The 239-nt window shown below is 58.6% G+C and carries 1 protein-coding gene; it reads left to right on the forward strand.

Translation table 11 applies throughout. The features are described from left to right. Positions 1 to 239, forward strand: a 239-nt coding sequence (locus RVY79_RS21405) for a DUF444 family protein (RefSeq protein WP_317466639.1), incomplete at both ends; no start/stop codon positions are given.

Below are 239 nucleotides of genomic sequence, written 5' to 3' on the forward strand. Positions count from 1 at the left end.
GCTCGACCTGCGCTACAACAATCGCGTGCAACGCAAGCGCCCGCAGGCGCAGGCGGTGATGTTCTGCGTGATGGATGTATCGGGCTCGATGGATGAACAGCGCAAGGATCTCGCCAAGCGCTTCTTCATGCTGCTGTACCTGTTTCTGAAGCGGAACTACGAGCGCATCGACGTCGTCTTCATCCGGCACCACACCGTAGCCAAGGAGGTGAGTGAGGAGGACTTCTTCCATTCGCGTG

It is taken from the genome of Chromohalobacter sp. HP20-39, from assembly GCF_033052815.1.
In the GTDB taxonomy this organism is placed as follows: Bacteria; Pseudomonadota; Gammaproteobacteria; order Pseudomonadales; family Halomonadaceae; genus Chromohalobacter.